Below are 20,763 nucleotides of genomic sequence, written 5' to 3'. Positions count from 1 at the left end.
GTCCTATTTACCAAAATTAGCAGCAAATGAAAACCTTCAAATCTAGTAAGAAATCTACAAAATACCTTTTGTTTGTCGGGTTATTCCTGCTATTTATGGGGTTGTCAGCTATGGCAGTAATTGGCAACTGGGAACCCATAAGTTTAGGAATAATAATTAGTGGAATAGTTGCCATTGGCATTTGGATAGTATTACAAGGAAATAACGATTTAACTTCGCCAGGACAAGCATTTTGGGGTAAACGTTCCACCCAAGCAGGGACTAATGCGGCATTTGCAATGTTAGCATTTGTGGTAATTTTGGGGTTAATTAACTTTTTAGGAAATCGCTACAATTATCGATTAGATTTAACTGAAAATAACTTATTTACTTTATCACCAGAAAGTCAACAATTAGTGAGGAATTTGAATCAACCTGTCAAGCTGTGGATTTTTGATCAAACTCAGTCTCCCCAAGATAAAGAATTGTTGGAAAATTATCGCCGCCAAGGAGCAAATTTTAGCTTTGAATATGTAGATCCGAATAATAACCCAGGACTAGCGAAAAAGTTCGGAGTAAAGGATGTAGGTGAGGTTTATTTAGAAGCTGGTGAAAAGCGCCAATATTTGCAAAGAGTGAGAGAAGCAGAACCGCTTACAGAACAAACAATTACTAATGCTATTCAACAGATTAAAAGCGCTAATACTGCAAAAGTCTACTTTTTACAAGGTCATGGAGAAAGGTCCCCAGAAACAAAAGAAGGCAGTTTATCGGAGGCGGTACAAGCTTTAAAAGATAAAAATTTTCAAGTAGAATCATTAAAGTTAGCAGAAACTAAAGAAGTACCCAAAGATGCAGCTTTAGTAGTAATAGCTGCACCGCAACAAGCACTTTTTGAGGCGGAAGTAACCGCTTTAAAAGAGTATCAAAAACGTGGAGGAAACTTACTGGTAACAGTAGATAAAAACACTAAGTCTTCTGGGTTAGAACCAATTTTACAAGATTGGGGAATCGGAATAGACGATCGCATAGTAGTCAATGATTCGGAGTTTCAAGTATCAGCTTTAGGCAAAACAGCTGCTTTAGTTAGTAGTTATGGGAATCATCCAATTACCCAAGGATTTCAAAATCGTTATTCATTTTACCCTTCTGCTAGAGCAATCGATGTGGTAAAACTTATAGAAAATGTGAAATCAACCCCTTTACTGTTAACTTCCGAACAAAGTTGGGCAGAAAGTAACCCAGATAAAATAGAATTTAATGCAGAAAGCGATCGACAGGGGCCATTAATTTTAGGAATTGCTTTATCTCGACCCATTGAATCTGCAACGCCGCAATCATCTCCAACTCCAAAACCAGAAAATAAATCAGATAAACCATTACAAGAAACTCGAATGGTGGTATTAGGAAATACTGATTTTGCCGTCGATGGTTTATTCTCCCAACAAATCAACGGAGATGTATTTTTAAACTCGATTAGTTGGTTAAGTCAACAAGACGATCGATTACTTTCCATTAGTCCTAAAGAACCGAAAAACCGCCGCCTTAACATCACAACTTTACAAGCTAGTTTCTTATCTTGGTTGTCAATAATAATTGTACCTTTTCTAGGGTTGTTAATAGCTGGATTTCTGTGGTGGCGGCGACGTTAGCAGTAGCAGTCAACGATAAGGAGAGAGAATGTAGAATGAAATTTCAAAAATCTACTTTGGTTTTGATGTTAGTTGCCTTAATGTTTGGCGGTATTGTTTATATTTGGGAAGTCGAAGGTAGACCGGGAAGAGAAGCAGCAAAACTCCGGGAAAACCGCATCTTTGATTTTGCCGAAAACGATGTACAAAATGTAGTTTTGAAAACCAAAGAATACAAGCTACAATTCGATCGCGTAAAACCGCAAGCAGGTAGCACTTCTTCTGAACCTAAATGGACAGTTAAAGTGTTAGAAAAGTATCAAACTGCTGAAACTAAAACTCCTGAACCTGCCGCAGAAACCAAAGATCCAGAAACTAAAACTCCTGAAGCTGCCGCAGAAACCAAAGATCCAGAAACTAAAACTCTTGAACCTGCCGCAGAAACCAAAGATCCAGAAACTAAAACTCCTGAATCTTCAGAAACACCGAGAAGGAGAAGAAGATCTCGCCCAAAAACCGAACTTCCCGAAGATTTAGCCTTAGCTTTTTGGCAATTAATGCCGAGTCAAAAAGATGAAGTAAAACTATTAACTGAAATGCCAGCAAATGAAGCTTATGTAGCTTTTTTACTTAATGAATTAGCTACGGGAAAAAGCGATCGCATAATTGCAGATCCCCGCATTGAAGATGGCATAGATAAACCTTTAGCTACTGTAGAAGTCACTTTAAATAACGGCAAAAAACATCAACTAATTTTGGGTAATCTTAACTATAACAATACAGCTTTATATGCCGTTGCCGATCCACCCTCACAATTAACAAAATCCTTAGATATCCTGTTAGTACCGATAAATTTCCAGAATGCGGTAAATCGTCCATTATCCGAATGGAAACAACAAGAAATTGGGCCAACTCCTACAACTCCTACACCGGAAGCATCAACAGAAGAATCGAAAAAAGAGTCGCCTTCACCAACAAAAGAAAAACCCCGCCAAAGAAGAAACTGAATCTAGATCCCTCTAGATCCCCGACTTCTTCTGTGAAGTCGGGGATCTGAATCTAGATCCCCGACTTCTTCTGTGAAGTCGGGGATCTGGGTAAAAACACAGATGTAATTAGGTACTTAATTATGCAATTAGTTATTTGTGAATCTCCCGAAGGTGTTGCCAATTGGTCAGCAAATTATGTGAAACAACGCATCAACAAATTTCAACCTACAGCTGATAAACCCTTCGTGTTGGGTTTACCTACAGGAAGTACACCTTTAAAAATGTACCAAAAGTTAATTGAATTTCACCGCCAAGGAGATTTAAGCTTTAAAAATGTGGTGACTTTTAACATGGATGAATATGTCGGGTTAGCAGAAGATCATCCCCAAAGTTACCATTATTATATGTATCAAAACTTTTTTAATCACATTGATATTCCCAGAGAAAACATTCATCTTCTCAACGGAAATACTGAAGATGTTGCAGTGGAATGTCAAAATTACGAGGATAAAATTAAGGTTTATGGTGGGATTGAATTATTTATTGGTGGCATGGGTGAAGATGGACATATCGCTTTTAATGAACCCTGTTCCTCTTTAGAATCTCGGACAAGATTAAAAACTTTGACTTACAGCACTTTGTTAGCAAATGCGCGGTTTTTCGATCGAGATATTAACCAAGTTCCGAAATCTGCTTTAACCGTAGGCGTAGGGACAATTTTAGATGCTTTTGAAGTGATGATTTTAGTTCAAGGTTATCATAAAGCGATCGCCCTACACCACGCCATAGAACAAGGAGTAAATCATTTTTGGACTGTTTCCGCCTTACAATTACATCCTCGAAGCATTATCGTTTGTGATGAAGATGCAACTTTGGAATTGAAGGTGAAAACAGTTAAATATTTCCAAGAATTAGAACGAGATAATCCTACTTTCAATTAGGAACACGCTCAGTGTTCACAACGGACTATTTAGAGTCGATAATTTCTGATTTGTTACCGTACAAAGAGGCATTTGGATCGCTATTGGCAACCATCAAACGAGAAGTTAAAAATCGATCCATCCAACCTTCTAAATACTTCTGATTAGCTTTTTGTTCTGTCGGATCGGTTGTATCCAAAGGATAAGGTGCTAAACCTAAAATTGCTGCTGTTGTCACACAAAACATGGACTTTTGGAAGCTGATACAAATTTGCACTCGCAAATCATCTTCTTTACGCTTAGTTTTTTTGTAAACATTATGCAGGTAATCTGGAAGAAAATGCCGCATATCTTGCATTAACAAAGTCGGTGGTATTCCCGCACCTCCAATGGGTAAAGGATCTGCATATAACGCCCCATATTCAAACCTACTTTGATCCGGGGAAATTTGATATGCTTGAGCATTATAAGAAACCGTTCCTGGAAAAGGAGTTCCTCGGAAGAAAACAGCTTCCACATAGGGAACAGCTGTATCCATCAAGAAGGTTAAACCGACAGATTTCGGGATAATTTCATACACTTGTTTATCAATTGTAACCGCGTAAGTAATTGGTTTATTTGCCGCTGCTACTAAACCTTTTAAAATGTGATCTACTACTTCGGGAATGGTGGTAATTTTACCTCGATCGTAGAGATCGGACATGGTGAGAAAAATCTCTGCCATCACATTCCAAAATTGCCCCAAAGCGCTGTAATAAGCTTGTTGGCGCACTTGTTCTAACAGAAATTCGGGAAATAAGCGATCGACTAATCGAATCGGCAAAATACTTTTAATTTTTGCATCAATAGCTTTTCTCGCCCTTTCCTGAAATTCTGGAGTATCTAAATATTTATCTAACCCGCCGCCCCCATGCCACATCATGGTTTTCATGCAATATTCGGCGTATTCAAAATTTATTCTGTCATGCCACCAATGACGCAATAATTTGGGTAAATTAATGTCGCCATCAAAGTATTTAAAAAATGGGAAAAGCTCTAAAAATTGATTGTCTGCAATGTAAATAAGATTTTTTTGATAAGCATCTAACACTACACCATAACTTTTGAGAATCCCTACAACTTCCAATACATTCTCCGGTGTATCGACCAATAAAGCATCGCCGGATTTTAAGCGATCGATGTAAACTTTTAAGGGATGAGTTTTAGTTTTAAAATTGGTAGTTTTCATGTTTAACTCCTGAATCTTAAAGATATTTTATTTATGATTTGCTATTGAGTAGAGAACTTAAAAATGATTTAACTCCTCTACCCAATATTTATATTTTAAGGAATTTTGGTTTCAGAAACACTGACCGCAGGAATAATTTTGACGATCGCAGGTTCTGGATTAATCATCGCCGTTGTCGTTGCTTCTGTCCACCGACCCAACCAATCTGGTACAATTCCGAAAATTATGATAATTCCTGCCAAAATAGCAGCGGGTATTCTTTCAGACCATTGTACTTGAGGTAAGTCTAAAACCTTTTCCGAAAGGCGACCAAAAAACACTCGGTTCACCAAAAGTAAGAAGTAAACCGAAGTCAAACCTGTTCCAATCATACAAAGCAAAGTTGCAATTGGAAATACTTCATAACTACCTCGGAAAATCAAAAATTCCGAAATAAAACCTAGCATTCCTGGAATACCAGCACTCGCCATTACCCCAACAATCATCAAAGTTCCAATTATCGGTAAACCTCTTTCTGGGTTCAATAAACCGCAAAGCAAATTAATATCACGAGTTCCGGTTTTTTTGTAAACTACGCCAACTACAATAAATAGCAAAGCGGAGATTAAACCGTGACTAATCATTTGGTATAAACAACCCAACAAACTTAAAGGTGTAGCAGCGGCGCTAGCTAAAAGAATGTAGCCCATGTGCGCGATCGAACTATAAGCTACCATCTTTTTCATATCAGTTTGTGCGATCGCCGTAAACGCCCCATAAAGCACACTCACCACCGCCCAAATAGCTAAACTAGGCGCTAAAGTTTGCCAAGCTTCCGGGAACAAACTTAACCCAAACCGCAGCAAACCATAAGTTCCCAACTTCAACAATACACCCGCCAATAATACAGAAATTGGAGTCGAAGCTTCTACGTGGGCATCAGGTAGCCAAGTATGCAAAGGTACCAGGGGAATTTTAATCCCAAAAGCCACTAAAATAGTTCCCAAAAGTAACAATTGAGTGCCTAACGGTAAGTGATGAGTGCGTAAAGGTTCGTAAGCAAAACTGGAAGAACCACTAAACCAAACCACACCCAAAAACGCTGCTAGTAATAAAATTCCCGAAACAGTTGTATAAAGCAAAAATTTAATTGCTGCATAGCCTCGTCGCGCACCTCCCCAAATCGCAATTAAGAAATAAAGGGGAACAAGTTCTAACTCATAGAACAAGAAAAATAGCAGCAAATCTTGAGACAAGAAAGCCCCTGTAACACCAGCATTTAACAACAACACTAGAGAGTAATAAAATCTCGATCTAGTAATGTTTTCATCTGTAATGTAGATAGCCAAACAAGTCAATAAACTATTCAGAACTAGCAAAGGCAAAGACAACCCATCAACACCCAGACTGTAGTTAAGCCCCAAGCTATCAATCCAAGGTAAAAACTCGATAAACTGCTGAGAATTATTTCCTGGATTAAACTGAATTGCTATTAATAACGACCAAATCAAAGCAGCAAAACTAATTGCGAAACTAATTTTGCGTGTAAATTTCGCTGAGATATTTCCGGGCAAAAAAGCTATAATCGCCGCACCTAATATCGGCACCCAAATTAACGCACTAAGCATTTATCCTGTTTTTCTCCTTAGTTGGTCATAAGTCATTTGTCATAAGTCATTTGTCATAAGTCATAAGTCATTTGTTGTTTAACTTAACAATTGACTTACTTTTTCAGTTACCAATGACCAATGACCAATGACTAATAACTAGTTTATCCATTTAACGCCAGCACTAATCTTTCTAAAATTTCTCTAAATGTTGCCTGATCGAACAGCCAAATCATCAAGAAACCGAAAAAGCTAACTCCCACTAAGATAGTCAGCAAATAAAATTGAGATTTACCAGAGATACTGTATTTGAGACTTTCCCCGCTAAAAATTGTGGCTAAACCAACTAAGTTAACCAAACCATCAATTACATAGCGATCGATCGCATTACTTAACCGCGAAATTTGGCTAACAGCAAACACCACACTTAAACGATACACTTTCTCCAAGTAAAAGTCGTAAGCCAAAAAATCTTGCAGAAATCGCAAAGGAGATCTAGTCGATCTAGACCAATTTCTTGGCAGATTAATAATTCCTCCCAAAACTATGCCAACTAACCCCGAAAAACACAATAGTAAAAGAGCAGTTTGATTCACATAAGCCCATCCAGGTAGCAGAGACAACCGCTGCATCATCACCGGAACTAACAAAGTAACAATACTCAAAGAAACCATTGGCACTGCCATTTGCCAAGGAACTTCCGGGGCACGACGAGTTTTTGCTTGAGTTTTGCCTAAAAATACTAACCGAAAAACACGGGTTAAATTAACCGCACTTAAGCAATTAACCAACAACACAACTACTACTAAAAATGGTCTTTCTGTCCAGAAATCATCCATTCCCAAACGCAAAGCCCAAAAACCGCCTAAAGGCAATAATCCCACTAAACCCGCACTACCCACCACAAAAGCCGTAGTCGTTGCAGGCATTTTCGGCCCTAAACCGCCCATTTCGGTGAGGTTCTGCCCATTAGTGGTGAGAACAATGGAACCAACGCTCATGAATAATAAAGCTTTAGCGATCGCATGAGCAAACAACAAAATCAAAGCAAAACCAGTCCACTGCGTCCCCACAGCAATAAACACCAAACCCAAATAAGCACTCGTCGAATGACACAAAGCCCGCTTAATGTCAATTTGCGCCATTGCCACCAAAGAAGCGCCCACAGCCGTCACCGCCCCAATCACAATCAAAGCATTCAAAGCCACAGGCGAAACATTCAACACAGGCTGAAGTTTAATTAGAATATAAGCCCCACAAGCCACCACCACCGAATTTCGCAAAATCGAAGCTGGATTTGGCCCTTCCATCGCCTCATCCAACCACAAATTCAGCGGGAACTGAGCACATTTACCCGTAGGGCCTGCAATTAAAGCTAAACCTAGTAAAGTAGCCACCACAGGATTTAAATTTGCCGTTTCCGCCCAATCATACAAATCAGGGAAATTTAAACTACCTGCCATCGTTGCCAGTACTACCACACCCATTAGCAGCAGCACATCTCCCACCCGCTTAGTCAAAAAAGCATCTCTGGCTGCTGTCACCACCAAAGGTTGGGCATACCAAAAACCAACTAGCAAATAGGTAGAAAGGGTGAGAATTTCCAACAAAGCATAACTGAGAAACAGCGAATTACTAATGGCTAACCCACTCATTGCCGCTTCAAAAAAGCCCATCAGCGTAAAGAAACGCGCCATTGCCCAGTCTTTTTCCATATATCCCAAGGCAAACATCTGAGCCATAAAACTCAGACCTGTGATTAACTCCATTGCCCCAACTGTTACCGAAGAGATTTCCAAGGCAAAGGATAAATCTAGACCTGCGGCTTGAAACCAGTGAAATACGATCGCCACTGGTTCCTGATTCCAAGTTAGCCTGAAGATCACCGAGCCATGTACAAAAGCCAGCACAGTCATCAACAAATTAAAGTAAGCAGCTGGTCGAGGGCCTGTACGCCGGATCATCCCAGTTGACCAAGGTATAGTCAACACAGACCCAATCAATCCATATATCGGTACCCACCAACTTGTTTCTAAGAGTAACTGAGTCATCTAAAATAATCCTTTAAATTTTTTAATATTATCCATTACTCCGCACAGCTATTGGGGAAAAATCCCAAATGTACTCTTCCCCAGCTAATGTTAAGTTTTTTTAATATAACTCATTAATAAATATCATTTTAATTAATATTGTCAAGGGTACCATACTTCTCTATTCTTAATATTGGAAATGCTAAAGAAAATATTTGCTTTAGCTGTAAAAAAAATAGCAACCCCCGTCAAAAAATTACTCAGTACTGCCTAGCAAGAGTACTTACGCTTATCCGGTAGGAGATAGAAATGCCAATTGCTGTTGGAATGATTGAAACTAAAGGCTTTCCGGCTGTCGTGGAAGCAGCAGATGCTATGGTTAAAGCCGCCCGTGTTACATTAGTAGGTTATGAAAAAATCGGTAGCGCCAGAGTGACAGTAATCGTGCGCGGCGACGTTTCGGAAGTACAAGCCTCCGTTTCTGCTGGTATAGAAGCAGCGAAGCGAGTGAATGGAGGTGAAGTAGTTTCCACTCACATCATTGCTCGTCCCCACGAAAACTTGGAGTACGTTTTACCGATTCGTTACACCGAAGCGGTTGAACAGTTCCGAACTTAAGTAGTCATTTGTCATCTGTCATTAGTAATTTGTAAAAATCTTCACCAATGACTAATGACCAATAACCAATGACCAATCAGATTGTTTGCAAGTAAAGATTATTTAACTAAGGAATAAAACCAATGGCAATTGCAGTAGGAATGATTGAAACTCTCGGCTTCCCCGCCGTTGTAGAAGCAGCAGACGCGATGGTTAAAGCTGCCCGTGTAACTCTAGTTGGTTATGAAAAGATCGGTAGTGGTCGGGTAACAGTTATCGTTAGAGGCGATGTTTCGGAAGTGCAAGCTTCTGTCGCTGCTGGTATTGACTCAGTGAAGCGGGTAAATGGTGGTCAAGTTTTATCCACCCACATCATTGCCCGTCCCCATGAAAACTTAGAATATGTATTACCGATTCGTTACACCGAAGCAGTAGAACAGTTCCGGGAAAGCGTGAGCGGCATTCGCCCATATAACAGACCATAGAAAATGCAAATAGCCAAAGTTCGTGGCACAGTTGTCAGTACCCAAAAAGACCCCTCTCTACGGGGAGCAAAGTTACTCTTATTGCAATTTGTAGATGAGGAAGGCAAGCTACTTCCGGGCTACGAGGTAGCAGCAGATATTGTGGGGGCTGGGCTGGATGAGTGGGTACTCGTAAACCGGGGGTAGTGCTGCCCGCATTGCTTCGGGTAATGAGACTCGCCCACTCGATGCTTTGGTGGTGGCGATTATTGACACGATAAATATCGACAATCGCCTGATTTACAGCAAAAAAGACCAAGACCGTTAGTGCGGTTATTGGTAGTCATTAGTCATTAGTCATTAGTCATTGGTAAAGAGTGAACAAATGACCAATGACAAATGACAAATGACAAATCATGTTCGTTCTTCAGTTCAGAGGTATTCCCGTTATGGTAGTCCGCAGCATTGCTGCCCCGCCAACCCCTTGGTCGCGAAGCTTGGCTGAGCCAAAAATACATGAAACTGCTTATGTACATTCCTTTTCTAACATCATTGGGGATGTATACATTGGTGCGAATGTTTTGATTGCGCCTCACACTTCGATCCGGGCAGATGAAGGTACTCCTTTTTACATTGGAGACAGTACCAATATTCAAGATGGTGTGGTAATTCATGGTTTAGAGCAAGGTCGAGTGGTTGGGGATGACCAAAAAAGCTACTCGGTGTGGATCGGGAAGAATTGTTCGATCGCTCACATGGCTTTGATTCACGGCCCTGCTTATGTGGGAGATGATTGTTTTATAGGCTTTCGCTCCACTATTTTCAACGCCAGGGTGGGTCATGGCTGCATTGTGATGATGCACGCTTTGATTCAGGATGTGGAAGTTCCACCGGGGAAATATATCCCTTCTGGATCGGTGATTACCAATCAACAACAGGCCGATCGCTTGCCAGACGTGCAAGCATCTGATATGGAATTTGCTCATCACGTAGTCGGAATCAACGAAGCTTTGCGGACGGGATATCGCTGCGCTGCGGATATCGCTTGTCTGACCAATCTACGGGATGAACAAGTTGACTCACAAGCAAGTAAAGGATCTAGTAACGGCAACGGTCAGGTGAAAAGTATGCGTTTAAGTTCAGATGTCCACGAACAAGTGCGTCAAATGCTGGCTCAAGGCTATCGCATTAGCACCGAGCACGCTGATGAACGGCGTTTCCGTACCAGTTCTTGGAATAGCGGTGCGGCAATTACAGCGAATCGGGAATCGGATGTAATTTCCGCTTTAGAATCAAGTTTAGATGAGTATTCTGGGGAATATGTTCGCTTAATTGGGATTGACCCGAAAGCGAAGCGACGGGTAGTAGAAACAATTATTCAACGTCCTAATGGCAAAGCGCCCCAAGCAAGTAAGCCAACTGCGTTTAAGTCAGCTGCTCCTAGCAGTAGCTATACAGCAAGTTCTAGTTCTGGGCTGGGTAGTGAAGTAGTCGATCGCGTGCGTAATCTGTTAGCTCAAGGCTACCGCATTGGTACCGAACACGCAGACGAACGCCGTTTCCGTACAAGTTCTTGGCATAGCTGCTCTCCGATCGACAGCAACAGAGAAGCTGAAGTAGTCTCAGCATTGGAAGGCTGTATCGAAAGTCACGCTGGAGAATATGTCCGCTTAATCGGCATCGATCCAAAAGCCAAGCGCCGTGTATTGGAAATGATTATTCAACGTCCCAACGGTAAAGCACCTGCTCAAACAGCTAAGGCTGTAACTACTAGCAGTAACTACTCTAACGGTAGTGGAACTGCTAAAGCTAGCAGTGTGGCAACTTCTAGCTTAAGTCGGGATGTGGTTGAACAACTAAAAAATCTGCTGGCACAAGGACATCGTGTAGGTATGGAATATGCCGATCAGCGGCGTTTCCGCACTAGTTCTTGGCAAAGTTGCGCCCCCATTCAATCAAATAGCGAACGGGATGTAATCGCAGCAATAGAAGCTTGCCTCAACGAGCATAAAGGCGAATACGTGCGCTTGATTGGCATTGATTCCAAAGCGAAGCGGCGTGTGTTGGAACAAGTGATCCAAAAGCCCTAATTTGGGGACTGGGAACAAGGAGACAAGGGGACAAGGGGACAAGGAGACAATAAATTCTCCCCTGCCCCTCTGCCCCCCTGCCCCCCTGCTTTATATAAGCTGAAGAGGTTAAATTTCTAATGTATTCGCCGCCACTGCAACCGCTTTGTAATCCGCAATCTTACGTAAGTGGCGATGTAACGATCGATCCCAGTGCAGTCATCGGACCCGGTGTTTTGCTAGCCGCAGAACCTAATAGCCGGATTGTGATTGCCGCTGGTGTTTGTATCGGTATGGGGACAATTATTCATGCTCAACAGGGCAGTTTGGAAGTTGAGACGGGAGCCGTTTTAGGTGCGGGTGTGTTGGTGGTAGGTGCGGGTAAAATTGGGGCAAATGCTTGTGTTGGTTCTTGTACGACTGTTTTGTATAGTTCGATCGAGCCTAAGCAAGTGATATCTTTCGGTTCTTTGATCGGAGATAAAAGTCGCTCAACTGTGGATGTGACAACGATCGAAGTAGGGGCGATTGATGAATCGCCAACACCTCCTGAAGTTAAAACCGATCCTAAACCTGAATCACCTGTTACGCCTACCCCAGAAAATCACGACTTGAGTGTAGAGAGTGAACCGCTAGAACCGGAAAAAACTACTAATAATGGTCAGGTTTCCGAAGCTACTAGCCCACCTCAACCTCAACCTCAACCGCAAGCAACTCAGCTGGAAGTGGAAATCCCAACTAATGCCTCAGTGCAAGTTTACGGACAACTACACTTGAATCGGCTACTGTTGACACTTTTTCCCCATAATCAATCATTTAAGCCACCAGATCAGGACGGGAAGGCTGAATAGTTGTTAGTTTTTAGGTGTTAGTCTTTAAATTTTCTGAGGATTAACGACTGACGACTAGCAACTACAGGGAGGTTAAAATGCGATTTCAGGGAGCGAACGGACAAGAAGATTTCCGGGATATGGCTTTAGGACTGGTATCAACTGGCAGTTTTCCTGCCATTGTGGGCTGCGCGGATATGATGCTCAAATCTGCGGGGGTAGCTTTGGTAGGTTACGAAAAGATTGGTGGTGGTCAATGTACTGCGATCGTCCGAGGTAGGATTTCTGATGTCCGTTTGGCTGTGGAAGCTGGGGCTGAGACTGCGGAAAAGTTTGGTCAGTTACTCTCTAAATTGGTAATTGCTAGACCTTTACCTAATTTAGAAGTGGTGTTGCCGATCGGTCATCGCTTATCCCAGTTATCCCAATCCAACGGTCACAGCCGTTTAAGCAATCAAGCCATTGGGTTGCTAGAAACTAGAGGTTTTCCGGCGATGGTAGGTGCTTGTGATGCCATGTTGAAAGCTGCTGATGTTCAACTGGCATCTTATGAGAAAATTGGTGCAGGGCTTTGTACAGCAATTATCCGGGGTACGGTGGCTAACGTGGCTATGGCTGTGGAAGCTGGAATGTACGAGGCGGAACGCATCGGAGATTTAAACGCTGTGATGGTGATTCCTCGACCTCTGGATGATTTGGAACAAACTTTGCCAGTAGCAAGTTGCTGGATCGAAAAACCTCAACCTGTAATGTTACCCGTCGCTGTAAAAGAAACCGAGAAAGAGTTACTTCAATTACCTGATTTAGCTAAATTACCTATTCCCGTCCCAGAAGAAGTTGAATGAGGCAAGAAATAAAAGCGCTGCACTTCAGAAGCATGATTCTTGTGGGAGGACTTATCAGTGTTTGGTGTTAACCGAGCACTTGGGAGTATAAGTTCAGGCAGCCCGCCAATATTTCATGTCCATGTTGTGCAACGCCTTGTGGAAGATGTCTTACGCTCTTGCCGGTGAACTCATCATAGCCGGAACTTTACATAATGAAAAGTCATTGTTTTTAATAATTATGATAGACTATAATCTATAATTTGCGGTTTCAGGAGAGTGGCTCTTGAAGCATACTACACTTCATCAGCTAAAAGTATTTGAAGCGGCGGCTCGTCACGGGAGTTTTACCCGCGCCGCTGAAGAGTTGTTTTTGACTCAACCTACTGTTTCCATGCAGGTAAAACAGCTGTCTAAAGCTGTTGGTTTACCGCTATTTGAACAGGTGGGTAAGCGTTTGTATTTGACGGAGGCGGGGAGAGAGTTACTGGCAACTTGTCGGGAAATTTTCGATCGCATTGCCCAGTTTGAAATGACTGTGGCAAATTTGAAGGGAGTCAAACAAGGTCTTTTAAGATTAGCGGTGGTGACGACTGCTAAATATGTTGTACCACGTTTGTTGGGCCCTTTTTGCCAGCGTTATCCGGGAATTGATGTGTCGCTGCAAGTGACTAATCATGAAATTCTGATGGAAAGGTTTTCCCAGAATCAAGATGATTTGTATATTCTTAGCCAAACACCAGATCATCTAGATATGAAAGTTCATCCATTTCTAGAAAATCCTTTGGTGGTTTTGGCACCGAGAAGTCATCATTTAGCTAATCAGAAAAATATTACTTTAGCTGATATTGCTAATGAACCTTTTATTATGCGGGAACCGGGTTCTGGTACGCGCCAAGCTGTACAAAAAATGTTTGAAAAGGAAGGTTTGGGTTTAAAAGTTAAGTTAGAACTGGGAAGTAATGAGGCGATTAAACAAGCAATTGCTGGTGGTTTGGGGATATCTGTTTTATCGAGTCATACTTTAGCTTTAGAAGGTGCAACTAGTCAATTAACTATTTTAGATGTCCAGGGTTTTCCGATCGCGAGACATTGGTATGTGGTGTATCCTGCGGGAAAACAATTGTCAGTTGTGGCGCGGACATTTTTTGAGTATTTAGTTAATGAAGGCAAGCAGGTTTTGGACGAAACTTCGACTTTAAAGGTGACGGTTTAGAGGTTTTTTGTTCATTTTTTCCCACAGGTTGAAACCAGGGGCTATACAAACAAAGTCCGCCTACGCGGACTAAATATTAAATTATACAAATTAAAGGGTTGTTAGCTGATGAATGCTGTAATTTTGCATATTCCGCCAGTAGCGAAGCTAACTGATGAACAATTTTACGAAATTTGTCAGGCGAATCGAGATTTTAGGTTTGAGCGTAGTGCGATCGGAGAATTAATTATTATGCCCCCAACTGGCGGAGGAACGGGAAGAAGTAATCTCAAAGTTTCCCAGCAATTAGGAAATTGGTCTGATGTTGATGGTACAGGTGTTGCTTTTGATTCTTCAACGGGGTATAGGTTGCCTAATGGGGCGGATCGATCGCCTGATGCTGCGTGGATTACTTTAGAAAAATGGAACACTTTAACAGCGGAAGAACAAGAGAAGTTTTTACCTTTTGCACCTGATTTTGTAGTTGAATTACGTTCTCCCAGTGATGCTTTACAACCATTGCGAGATAAGATGCAGGAGTATATAGAAAATGGTACAAGGTTGGGGTGGTTAATTAATCGGAAAGATCGACAAGTGGAGATTTATCGTCGGGGTAGAGAGAAGGAAGTTTTAGATAATCCTGTTAGCTTGTCTGGGGAAAATGTTTTGCCTGGTTTTGTGTTGAATTTGGCAGTTGTTTGGGGGTGAGGTTCAATGGTTGTGGAGCAATACCGTCAATATATTCGACAACTACTTTCGGAACGTGCCCAACGTGCTGCAAAGCAAAGAAACACACCAGAATATGAGGTACAAACTGTTTTTGATACAGAGCAAGATCATTATCAATTACTATATGTTGGTTGGCGAGGAAATAAACGCGATTTTGGTTGTATTCTGCATATTGATATCAAGGATGGAAAAATCTGGATTCAGCACGATGGTACGGAAGAAGGATTTGCTAATCGATTGGTTGAAATGGGTGTTCCTAAACAAGATATTGTTTTAGCATTTCATGAACCGGAAATAAGAGAATATACAGGTTTTGGTACAGGTACTTCTGTCACTTATTAATTTGGGTATTGCCTATATGCTAAAGCCTAGAATAAAGAAAAATAATAATTTACTTAGATTCTTAGCTACACTTATATGTAACACTAAGAACAGAGTCTTGATTTTTACAGAAATATTATGACTGACTCTGCTGCATATCGGCTTTTTCACGGCAAAACTTTTAATACAGCACTGCGTAATTTTAGCTTTCCCGCAGATTTTGAGACACGCCACCAGAAAATTAAACAATGGATTACTGCATTAGAAAAAGGCACACTTGAGGAAGTTAAAGAAGTTTCGTTGCATGGCAGTTTTCTTAATGATATATTCCAAGAAGTATTAGGTTATTGTTCGATTATTCAAGGTGGCGGTAAAGCTTGGGAAATTCATTCGGAGTTAACTATATCAGATGGTGGTGGTTCTGCGGATGGTGCGATCGGCTTTTTTACAGCAAGTGAGAAAAAGCAAGGTAAAGTAAAATTACAAGGGAAAGTAGTTGCGCCAATTGAATTAAAAGCAGCGAGAATTGACCTTGATAGACCGACACCAGGACGTAAAGAAACACCTGTCGAACAAGGTTGGCGCTATGCTAATTATACTCCTGAATGTCGCTGGATTATAGTATCTAATTATCGAGAGTTAAGGTTATATCAAACAAACAAAACTCCTGCCTATTATGAAAAATTTCTCCTTACTGAACTAGCAGAAATAGAAGCATTCAAAAGATTTTATTTTCTCCTTTGTCGGAATAATTTTTTGCCGAATCAGCAGGACAAACAGACAATTTCGGTAATTGATGAACTGTTGATAAAGTCAAATGAAGCGAAAGAGGAGATTACTAAAAAACTCTACGAAGAATACAAAGCTGTTCGGCTAAATATTGTTAAACATTTTCGGTTTACTGGGGCGAAAGATTTACCCGAACGAGATAGTTTATTAATTGAGAAAGCGCAAAAAACCTTAGACAGAGTTCTATTTATTGCTTTTTGCGAAAGTCGGGGTTTATTACCCAGCAAAACCTTAAGTAATGCTCACGATCACAAAGATATTTATAATCCTCGATCGATTTGGGAGAATTATAAAAGTGTATTTCGTTGGGTTGACAAAGGAAATGAACACCCGCCTATTCCTGGTTATAACGGCGGTTTATTTCAGCATGACGAAATACTTGATGAACAATTAAGTGTTACTGATTTACTTTGTTCTCAATTGAAACAATTAACTAGATTTGATTTTGAAACAGATGTTTCTGTAGATATTTTAGGGCATATTTTTGAGCAATCAGTTACCGATTTGGAAGAACTGAAAGCTGAGGCAGCTGGACAGGAGTATAATCAGAAAAAAGGTAAACGGAAAACACAGGGAGTTTTTTATACTCCAGCATTTGTTACTCAGTATATTGTAGAAGTTGCTCTCGGTGGATATCTGAATCGTAAAGAACAGGAAATCCGGCAACATTTTCAATTAGAACAAATTCCCCAACGCGCTACTAAGAAACAAAGAGAAACAGAAATTAAGTTTTGGGAAACTTACCGAGATGAAGTTTTGAAAAAAACGCGAGTTATCGATCCTGCTTGTGGTTCTGGGGCGTTTTTAATCGCTGCTTTTGATTATTTATCACGGCAATATGAACGAGTAAATGAGGCTTTGGCTGTTTTACGAGGTGGTCAAAGAAGCATATTTGATTTGAATAAAACTATGAAGCCTTATCGAGGTATTTTAACAGGTTTTAATGAAGCTTTTTTGATTGACGAAGCTACTAAAAATAAACTTGTTCTAGCTGATTCTAAATCTGCTGAAATTATTAAGCCTTATTTGCGGGGTCAAGATATTAAACGCTGGACACCAGAATGGCAAAATTTGTGGATGATTTTTGTTGGTTGGGATTGCCCAATCAATAACTATCCATCTGTTCTATACTGGCTAGAAAAACATAAAAATGCTTTATCAAGTCGCCCGGAAGTAAAACAAGGTCGTTTTCCTTGGTATGCGTTAAGTCGGTATGCTTCCGAATACTGGCAGCTGTTTGAAAAGCCCAAAGTTATTTATCAAGTTATTCAAACTTTGCCACAATACGCATTTGATGATTCTGGTGCGTATGGAAACGATAAAACTTTTATTCTTTCAAATACTGATTTATGTTTACTAGGTTGGCTAAATTCTCCGCTTATCTGGTGGTATAGCCATCGAATTTTCACAAAAATGCTATCAGGTGCTATTAGTCCAATGGGATATTTATTTGAAACCTTGCCTATTGCCCCACCCACAGACGAAATCCGCAACGAAGTAGAACCCATTGTCAGCCGCTTAATTGAAATTACCAAAGCTAACCAAGAAGCTTTTCGTGATGTCTTAGACTGGTTAAAAGTAGAGTATAAAATTGATAAACCAGGACAGAAACTAGAAGATTTTGCCAGTCTTGATTGTGATGAATTTATTGCAGAAGTTAAGAAACGCAAACCCAAAACATCTGGTGGATTAAATCCAACGGCACTGAAAGCAATTCGGGAAGTTTACAATGATTATGCACCAAAGATTCAAATTCGTCGCTCAGAAGCGTTAACCTTAGAACATCGTCTTTCTGATTTAGTAAATCAAGCTTATGGATTGACGGAAGAAGAGATTGATTTAATGTGGAGAACTGCGCCGCCAAGAATGCCGATTTCTCGAATTAATTAAGGAGAGTTTGTTAATTCTTGAATCAACTGTGTAGGTGTTAAAATTCGAGGGGTAGAAACTGGAAAATCTGCTGCATCACGAGTTACAATGGCATCAAGTTGATTTATCCTAGCAACACTATATTGAATTGCATCTTCAAAATCTCTAAAATTGGCAGTTAAAGCCATTGAAATTGCATCTTGATCCACAGTAGCTACTTGACAAACAGAAGCTAATCTATTTAAAAAAGTGAGTGTCCAATCTCGACCTCTTTGTTTACGAATAATATAATAAAGGTCGCTAAAAGTTGACGCTGAAACATAGCCTTCTAGTTGTCCAGCTTCAATGAATGAAAAAATGCGATCGCTGTCGTCATAGAAAGGCTGTCGCTCAAAAGCTATATCTACAATTACATTAGTATCTAGTAAAATTTTCAAAGGTTATGTTTCTCCTTCAAATATTCCCATTTAGCTTGTTCTGGATCAAAATCAGAAGGTACAGGGGGAGCATTTTCTAACAAGTCTCTGAATGCCTTAGTTCTGTATTCTACCTTCTTTTTAGGTATTTCAGCTTCCACTTCGAGTGTTGCCTCTGTAGCATTATCAATTTTCGCCACCGTTTGCAAAACGATGATTTCCACATCACCTGGCGGCATTTTAACAGATTCCGTAACTGCTAAGTTACCTGCATCATCAACTTTTCCTTTGAGTTTGTAAGCTTGCATAGTATTCTCCGATCGCTATATTGATAGATTAGCCTAAAAAAATAGTTGTGAGTAAGTTTATCGCTCAAATATTATTATCGCCTAATTTCGAGCCATCATCTTCATCGGTTTCTCGTTCTAAAGCAGCAATAATTGTTCCTTGTAAATGGTGTTCTTTCTGATTTTTCACATAAGCGATCGCTTCATTTAATTGCTTACGTCCCAAAGAAAAGATACCATAGCCACGTTGCCAAGAAAATTTAGCTTCTGAAGCCATTAAAAACTGATTCATTTGATGGGAACTGCTACCTTTGATTTGTTGAACAAAATCTGCGATCGAGAGATTAGGAGGAATAGAAACTACTAAATGAATGTGGTCTTCTGTACCGCCAATAGCATGAACAATACAGCGAAGTGAATCAGCTTTACCAACGATATAATTGTAAAGGTCAGGCTCTCTTTTTGAAGTGATTAGCGGCTGACGTTCTTTTGTTGCCCAAACTAGGTGATAATAAAGCCGCCAAAGAGCCATAAAAATCCCTTTTTTTTATTTACATTGGCATGATTTTATAGCCTTTTGGTAATATTGGGCAAGCAACACTCAAATCCGCAGACACAGATCATTGATTATCCATCAGACTCGCCTGGAAATCAATTTCCAGGCTAATAGCCCAACTCCGTTAAAACGGACTAAAATTCCCCAGATGATTCAGTCCGTTTCAACGGACTTTCGCTATTAGCCTGCGAATTGATAAGGCAGGCGGGATTGATTTGCATCCGGGGGATTGATTCGCACACACAGATCGTTGGTGATCCATCCGACTCGCCTGGAAATCAATTTCCAGGCTAATAGCCCAACTCCGTTAAAACGGACTAAATTTTCCCAGATGATTCAGTCCGTTTCAACGGACTTTCGCTATTAGCCTGCGAATTGATAAGGCAGGCGGGATTGATTCGCAGACGGGGGATTCATCCGCAGACACACCATAATATAAATAGCTATTACCCAAGAAAATCAAAACTGTTAATATGCCAACTTATAAAGGAATCTCCAGTGAAGCATTTCGTCATCCGCTCGATCGCGAAGCCGAACAAACTCTCCGCAATTTACCTGGCTTCGATCTTGTCGCTAGTAAATTTGTCGAGTTTCTCTACGAACGTCCCCAATTTGTTTATCATCTGGGTAACAGCATTCAAGTTGGGCCAAGGCAATATTCTACCATTTATCAAATGTTTCGCGAATGTGTCAAAGATTTAGATATTTACCCGGAACCAGCTATATTTATTAGTCAATATCCTTTAGCTAATGCTTATGCTTTAGGTCAAGAACATCCTTCAATTGTACTAAATTCGGCACTTTTAGATTTGATGAGCGAAGCTGAAATCAAATCGGTAATTGCCCATGAGTTAGGACATATTAAATGCGGTCATACTATCTTAACCCAAATGGCACTTTGGGCGATTAGTACGGCTTCGTTTATTGGCGAAATGACTTTTGGTTTAGGAAATTTGATTAGTGGTGGTTTAATTTATGCTTTTTATGAGTGGAAAAGACGATCGGAATTGTCAGCCGATCGCGCAGCACTATTACTAACTGATGAACTTAATCCCGTATTAATGTCAATGATGAAATTAGCTGGTGGTAGCCTCAAATATGGCAATGAATGCAGTCTACCGGAATTTATTCAACAATCCCAAAGATATCAGAATTTAGATGAAGATGGACTGAATCAAGTTTATAAATTCTTGCTTTATAATAACCTAGCTCAAGGTGTATTCTTGAGCCATCCTTTTTTAGTCGAACGCATTAGTCACTTACAACAATGGTCTGGATCTGAGGAGTATCGCCAAATTCGTAACGGTAATTATCAAAAATCTGCCGCCGAAGGTGCAGTTGATGTAAAAGCGGAAACACCGACAAGTCAAGAGGAAATTTTGCGCCGTCAAATAGAGGAGTTGCAAAAAGAGATCGATCGCATTAAAAAGAAACCTCAGTAAAGGGTAATGGGT

19 protein-coding genes and 1 pseudogene are annotated in these 20,763 nt (G+C 40.5%); 14 read left to right on the top strand and 6 right to left on the bottom strand.

Annotation, left to right across the window (positions count from 1 at the left end):
- Positions 1 to 26 precede the first annotated feature (26 nt).
- From ACE1CI_RS20895 to nagB, 3 genes are all read left to right on the top strand, one after another.
- Entirely contained in the window at positions 27 to 1,631 is a 1,605-nt protein-coding gene (locus ACE1CI_RS20895; RefSeq protein ID WP_413265424.1) for a GldG family protein, read from the top strand.
- A gap of 35 nt (positions 1,632 to 1,666) precedes the next feature.
- Complete coding sequence (locus ACE1CI_RS20890; protein WP_413265425.1) at positions 1,667 to 2,617, top strand: hypothetical protein; 951 nt, start codon at positions 1,667 to 1,669, stop codon at positions 2,615 to 2,617.
- A gap of 122 nt (positions 2,618 to 2,739) precedes the next feature.
- Positions 2,740 to 3,540 carry a glucosamine-6-phosphate deaminase gene (nagB, locus tag ACE1CI_RS20885; protein ID WP_496615663.1) on the top strand — a complete coding sequence of 267 codons (801 nt, stop codon included), beginning with the start codon at positions 2,740 to 2,742 and terminating at the stop codon, positions 3,538 to 3,540.
- Positions 3,541 to 3,565: 25 nt separating this feature from the next.
- Here nagB and ACE1CI_RS20880 read toward each other — a convergent pair whose 3' ends face one another.
- From ACE1CI_RS20880 to ACE1CI_RS20870, 3 genes are all read right to left on the bottom strand, one after another.
- Positions 3,566 to 4,747, bottom strand: a complete 1,182-nt coding sequence (locus tag ACE1CI_RS20880; RefSeq protein ID WP_413265427.1) for a CO2 hydration protein — start codon at positions 4,745 to 4,747, stop codon at positions 3,566 to 3,568.
- 95 nt (positions 4,748 to 4,842) lie between these two features.
- On the bottom strand, positions 4,843 to 6,354 hold the full coding sequence (locus tag ACE1CI_RS20875; RefSeq protein WP_413265428.1) for an NADH-quinone oxidoreductase subunit M: 1,512 nt from the start codon (positions 6,352 to 6,354) through the stop codon (positions 4,843 to 4,845).
- Positions 6,355 to 6,497: 143 nt separating this feature from the next.
- Positions 6,498 to 8,384, bottom strand: a complete 1,887-nt coding sequence (locus ACE1CI_RS20870; RefSeq protein WP_413265429.1) for an NAD(P)H-quinone oxidoreductase subunit F — start codon at positions 8,382 to 8,384, stop codon at positions 6,498 to 6,500.
- Positions 8,385 to 8,672: 288 nt separating this feature from the next.
- Between ACE1CI_RS20870 and ACE1CI_RS20865 the strand changes: the two genes are divergently transcribed.
- The 10 genes and pseudogenes from ACE1CI_RS20865 (at position 8,673) to ACE1CI_RS20820 (ending at position 18,071) form a co-directional block, all read left to right on the top strand.
- On the top strand, positions 8,673 to 8,981 hold the full coding sequence (locus ACE1CI_RS20865; protein ID WP_073591589.1) for a carbon dioxide-concentrating mechanism protein CcmK: 309 nt from the start codon (positions 8,673 to 8,675) through the stop codon (positions 8,979 to 8,981).
- A 122-nt stretch (positions 8,982 to 9,103) separates the two neighbouring features.
- Positions 9,104 to 9,445, top strand: coding sequence for a carbon dioxide-concentrating mechanism protein CcmK (locus tag ACE1CI_RS20860; RefSeq protein ID WP_413265430.1), 342 nt, complete (start codon positions 9,104 to 9,106; stop codon positions 9,443 to 9,445).
- 3 nt (positions 9,446 to 9,448) lie between these two features.
- Positions 9,449 to 9,752, top strand: a pseudogene (gene ccmL, locus ACE1CI_RS20855) (beta-carboxysome shell vertex protein CcmL).
- A gap of 121 nt (positions 9,753 to 9,873) precedes the next feature.
- Entirely contained in the window at positions 9,874 to 11,514 is a 1,641-nt protein-coding gene (ccmM, locus tag ACE1CI_RS20850; protein ID WP_413265464.1) for a beta-carboxysome scaffolding protein CcmM, read from the top strand.
- 119 nt (positions 11,515 to 11,633) lie between these two features.
- Entirely contained in the window at positions 11,634 to 12,344 is a 711-nt protein-coding gene (gene ccmN / locus ACE1CI_RS20845) for a beta-carboxysome scaffolding protein CcmN (protein WP_413265432.1), read from the top strand.
- Positions 12,345 to 12,421: 77 nt separating this feature from the next.
- Complete coding sequence (gene ccmO, locus ACE1CI_RS20840) at positions 12,422 to 13,168, top strand: beta-carboxysome assembly protein CcmO (RefSeq protein WP_413265433.1); 747 nt, start codon at positions 12,422 to 12,424, stop codon at positions 13,166 to 13,168.
- A 265-nt stretch (positions 13,169 to 13,433) separates the two neighbouring features.
- Positions 13,434 to 14,363, top strand: a complete 930-nt coding sequence (locus ACE1CI_RS20835) for a LysR family transcriptional regulator (protein ID WP_413265434.1) — start codon at positions 13,434 to 13,436, stop codon at positions 14,361 to 14,363.
- A gap of 108 nt (positions 14,364 to 14,471) precedes the next feature.
- Positions 14,472 to 15,050, top strand: coding sequence for a Uma2 family endonuclease (locus ACE1CI_RS20830; RefSeq protein ID WP_413265435.1), 579 nt, complete (start codon positions 14,472 to 14,474; stop codon positions 15,048 to 15,050).
- Between the two features lie 6 nt (positions 15,051 to 15,056).
- A complete protein-coding gene (locus ACE1CI_RS20825) occupies positions 15,057 to 15,413 on the top strand; it encodes an element excision factor XisI family protein (RefSeq protein WP_496615661.1) in 357 nt (118 codons plus the stop codon).
- A gap of 117 nt (positions 15,414 to 15,530) precedes the next feature.
- Positions 15,531 to 18,071 carry a DUF8810 domain-containing protein gene (locus ACE1CI_RS20820; RefSeq protein WP_413265437.1) on the top strand — a complete coding sequence of 847 codons (2,541 nt, stop codon included), beginning with the start codon at positions 15,531 to 15,533 and terminating at the stop codon, positions 18,069 to 18,071.
- On the opposite strand, the gene ACE1CI_RS20815 is transcribed toward ACE1CI_RS20820, so the two are convergent.
- From ACE1CI_RS20815 to tnpA, 3 genes are all read right to left on the bottom strand, one after another.
- Entirely contained in the window at positions 18,068 to 18,487 is a 420-nt protein-coding gene (locus ACE1CI_RS20815; protein WP_413265438.1) for a type II toxin-antitoxin system VapC family toxin, read from the bottom strand. The genes ACE1CI_RS20820 and ACE1CI_RS20815 overlap by 4 nt on opposite strands.
- On the bottom strand, positions 18,484 to 18,774 hold the full coding sequence (locus ACE1CI_RS20810) for a hypothetical protein (protein WP_413265439.1): 291 nt from the start codon (positions 18,772 to 18,774) through the stop codon (positions 18,484 to 18,486). Before ACE1CI_RS20810 ends, ACE1CI_RS20815 begins: the two co-directional genes overlap by 4 nt.
- 64 nt (positions 18,775 to 18,838) lie before the next feature.
- Complete coding sequence (gene tnpA, locus ACE1CI_RS20805) at positions 18,839 to 19,285, bottom strand: IS200/IS605 family transposase (protein ID WP_413265440.1); 447 nt, start codon at positions 19,283 to 19,285, stop codon at positions 18,839 to 18,841.
- A gap of 497 nt (positions 19,286 to 19,782) precedes the next feature.
- On the opposite strand from tnpA, the gene ACE1CI_RS20800 reads away from it, so the two are divergent.
- The gene (locus ACE1CI_RS20800) at positions 19,783 to 20,751 is read left to right on the top strand and encodes a M48 family metallopeptidase (RefSeq protein WP_413265441.1); all 969 of its coding nucleotides are present in this window, start codon (positions 19,783 to 19,785) and stop codon (positions 20,749 to 20,751) included.
- Positions 20,752 to 20,763: the final 12 nt, after the last annotated feature.

The sequence above is a fragment of the Floridaenema flaviceps BLCC-F50 genome (assembly GCF_041929275.2).
GTDB lineage: Bacteria > Cyanobacteriota > Cyanobacteriia > Cyanobacteriales > Aerosakkonemataceae > Floridanema > Floridanema flaviceps.
Note: the sequence above shows the minus strand (reverse complement) of the source record. Positions and strands in the feature narration are given on the sequence as shown.

Excerpts from the sequence above, each read along its gene's own strand:
- ACE1CI_RS20895 (WP_413265424.1), top strand. The coding sequence starts at position 27 with ATGAAAACCTTCAAATCTAGTAAGAAATCTACAAAATACCTTTTGTTT.
- ACE1CI_RS20890 (WP_413265425.1), top strand. The coding sequence starts at position 1,667 with ATGAAATTTCAAAAATCTACTTTGGTTTTGATGTTAGTTGCCTTAATG.
- nagB (WP_496615663.1), top strand. The coding sequence starts at position 2,740 with ATGCAATTAGTTATTTGTGAATCTCCCGAAGGTGTTGCCAATTGGTCA.
- ACE1CI_RS20880 (WP_413265427.1), bottom strand. The coding sequence starts at position 4,747 with ATGAAAACTACCAATTTTAAAACTAAAACTCATCCCTTAAAAGTTTAC.
- ACE1CI_RS20875 (WP_413265428.1), bottom strand. The coding sequence starts at position 6,354 with ATGCTTAGTGCGTTAATTTGGGTGCCGATATTAGGTGCGGCGATTATA.
- ACE1CI_RS20870 (WP_413265429.1), bottom strand. The coding sequence starts at position 8,384 with ATGACTCAGTTACTCTTAGAAACAAGTTGGTGGGTACCGATATATGGA.
- ACE1CI_RS20865 (WP_073591589.1), top strand. The coding sequence starts at position 8,673 with ATGCCAATTGCTGTTGGAATGATTGAAACTAAAGGCTTTCCGGCTGTC.
- ACE1CI_RS20860 (WP_413265430.1), top strand. The coding sequence starts at position 9,104 with ATGGCAATTGCAGTAGGAATGATTGAAACTCTCGGCTTCCCCGCCGTT.
- ccmM (WP_413265464.1), top strand. The coding sequence starts at position 9,874 with ATGGTAGTCCGCAGCATTGCTGCCCCGCCAACCCCTTGGTCGCGAAGC.
- ccmN (WP_413265432.1), top strand. The coding sequence starts at position 11,634 with ATGTATTCGCCGCCACTGCAACCGCTTTGTAATCCGCAATCTTACGTA.
- ccmO (WP_413265433.1), top strand. The coding sequence starts at position 12,422 with ATGCGATTTCAGGGAGCGAACGGACAAGAAGATTTCCGGGATATGGCT.
- ACE1CI_RS20830 (WP_413265435.1), top strand. The coding sequence starts at position 14,472 with ATGAATGCTGTAATTTTGCATATTCCGCCAGTAGCGAAGCTAACTGAT.
- ACE1CI_RS20825 (WP_496615661.1), top strand. The coding sequence starts at position 15,057 with ATGGTTGTGGAGCAATACCGTCAATATATTCGACAACTACTTTCGGAA.
- ACE1CI_RS20820 (WP_413265437.1), top strand. The coding sequence starts at position 15,531 with ATGACTGACTCTGCTGCATATCGGCTTTTTCACGGCAAAACTTTTAAT.
- ACE1CI_RS20810 (WP_413265439.1), bottom strand. The coding sequence starts at position 18,774 with ATGCAAGCTTACAAACTCAAAGGAAAAGTTGATGATGCAGGTAACTTA.
- tnpA (WP_413265440.1), bottom strand. The coding sequence starts at position 19,285 with ATGGCTCTTTGGCGGCTTTATTATCACCTAGTTTGGGCAACAAAAGAA.
- ACE1CI_RS20800 (WP_413265441.1), top strand. The coding sequence starts at position 19,783 with ATGCCAACTTATAAAGGAATCTCCAGTGAAGCATTTCGTCATCCGCTC.